1 protein-coding gene and 3 tRNA genes are annotated in these 2,136 nt (G+C 45.1%); 3 read left to right on the plus strand and 1 reads right to left on the minus strand.

Features of this window, described 5'->3' with window-relative positions:
- Positions 1 to 2 precede the first annotated feature (2 nt).
- Positions 3 to 78, minus strand: a tRNA-Val gene (locus F458_RS0112825).
- 240 nt (positions 79 to 318) lie between these two features.
- Between F458_RS0112825 and gltX the strand changes: the two genes are divergently transcribed.
- From gltX to F458_RS0112840, 3 genes are all read left to right on the plus strand, one after another.
- Positions 319 to 1,728: a glutamate--tRNA ligase gene (gene gltX / locus F458_RS0112830; protein ID WP_018983834.1), complete on the plus strand. Its 1,410-nt coding sequence runs from the start codon at positions 319 to 321 to the stop codon at positions 1,726 to 1,728.
- Between the two features lie 103 nt (positions 1,729 to 1,831).
- A tRNA-Ala gene (locus F458_RS0112835) sits at positions 1,832 to 1,907 on the plus strand.
- Between the two features lie 143 nt (positions 1,908 to 2,050).
- Positions 2,051 to 2,126 (plus strand) — tRNA-Glu (locus tag F458_RS0112840).
- Positions 2,127 to 2,136: the final 10 nt, after the last annotated feature.

Below are 2,136 nucleotides of genomic sequence, written 5' to 3' on the forward strand. Positions count from 1 at the left end.
AGTGGTGGACGCTACTGGACTTGAACCAGTGACCCTCGCCTTGTAAGGGCGATGCTCTCCCAACTGAGCTAAGCGTCCTTTGACTTTCCCTTGCCGTCTTGGGCAAGTGGGGCGGTATTATAGAGTCGCCTCATAAACTGTCAACAATAAAATTAACCCCAATGAACTGTTTGGATAAAAAGTCATCAGTCGGAATATTTTAATCTGACGTTACTTGCGCAAATAATTACATCGTCAGCGTCGCGAATGTTTTGCCTCAGCGCTAACGCTGATAGAATGGGCGGATTATCTAACATCTATTTTTCACAGAGAGAATTTATGTCGGTTGTAACCAGATTTGCGCCTAGCCCTACTGGCTATCTACATGTTGGAGGTGCGCGCACTGCACTTTATTCATGGCTTTACGCCAAAAGTCAGGGTGGGGAGTTTGTGCTGCGTATCGAAGATACAGATATAGAACGTTCCACCGAGCAAGCGAAGCAGGCGATTTTGGATGGCATGCAATGGCTTGGGCTCAACTGGGATAAAGGGCCGTATTTACAAACCGAACGCTTTGACCGCTACAAAGAGTTGATTCAGCAATTGCTGAACGAAGGGAAAGCTTACAAGTGCTTCATGAGTGCTGAAGAGCTGGATAAAATTCGTGAAGAACAAAAATTACGTGGTGAAAAACCACGATATCCAGGAACTTGGCGTGATCGTACGGATCACCCTGAAGGTGAAAGTTTTGCAGTTCGGTTTAAAAATCCTCTGGATGGTAAAGTTATAATTAATGATCACATCCGTGGCAAAATAGAAATAAGTAATACGGAACTTGATGACCTTATCATTCAACGCAGTGATGGTACGCCTACGTATAATTTTTGTGTGGTGGTGGATGACTGGGATATGGGAATTACCCACGTTGTCCGGGGCGAAGACCATATAAATAATACGCCCCGCCAAATTAATATTCTTGAAGCGTTGGGCGCACCAATCCCACATTATGCTCATGTATCAATGATCCTCGGGGATGATGGCAAAAAGTTGTCTAAGCGACACGGTGCCGTTAGTGTAATGCAGTATCGGGATGATGGTTTTCTTCCTCACGCAGTGCTTAATTATCTGGTTCGCCTGGGGTGGGCTCATGGCGATCAGGAAATTTTCACCCTTGATGAAATGATTGAACACTTTAGTTTAGATGCTATTGGTCAGTCTGCATCTGCCTTTAATACTGAAAAGCTTATCTGGCTCAATCAGCACTACATGAAGTCGTTACCAGTTGATGAGGTATCCGCTCATGCGAGGTGGCATTTTGAAGAGCAAAATATAAACCTCACCGATGGCCCGGCGCTGGAAGATGTAATTGCTATTCAAGCAGATAGAGTGAAAACCCTTAAAGAGATGGCACAAATTAGCGGTTACTTTTACGAAGATTTTGCTAATTTTGAAGAAAAGGCCGCAAAAAAACATCTTCGACCGGTAGCCAGGATCCCCCTGGAAACGGTTAACGATAAGTTACAAGCGATTGTGGACTGGAATCCGGAAAATATTCAAAGGGCAATAAACCAGACCGCTGACGAGCTTGATATTGGAATGGGCAAAGTCGGCATGCCACTACGAGTAGCGGTGACAGGAGGGGGAAATTCTCCTTCCTTAGATTTGACGTTAAACCTGATTGAAAAAGAGAAAGTTGCGCAGAGAATAGCCAAAGCGCTTACTTTTATAGCGAACAGAGAAAATTCCTGAAAAATCTCTAAAAAACCGTTGACAGGGCAGTGGGGGATGCCTAGAATGCGCCCCGCTGTCACGGAACACTCCTTCTAATTTTGCAGGAATTGTTCACATGTCAGGGGCCATAGCTCAGCTGGGAGAGCGCTTGCATGGCATGCAAGAGGTCGGCGGTTCGATCCCGCCTGGCTCCACCAATTTTACTAATCGTTTCAACGGTTAGTAAAGGTCAGAAAAAGCACTTTTCTGACCTTTAATATCTTAGGTAAGGCTGATCGTTTACTAATGTAAATTCGTCTTACAGAAATTAAGTGAAGCATACTTCACTGAAATAATTTCTGTCCCCTTCGTCTAGAGGCCTAGGACACCGCCCTTTCACGGCGGTAACAGGGGTTCGAATCCCCTAGGGGACGCCATTTATACCGC

The organism is Salinimonas chungwhensis DSM 16280 (assembly GCF_000378185.1).
GTDB lineage: Bacteria > Pseudomonadota > Gammaproteobacteria > Enterobacterales > Alteromonadaceae > Alteromonas > Alteromonas chungwhensis.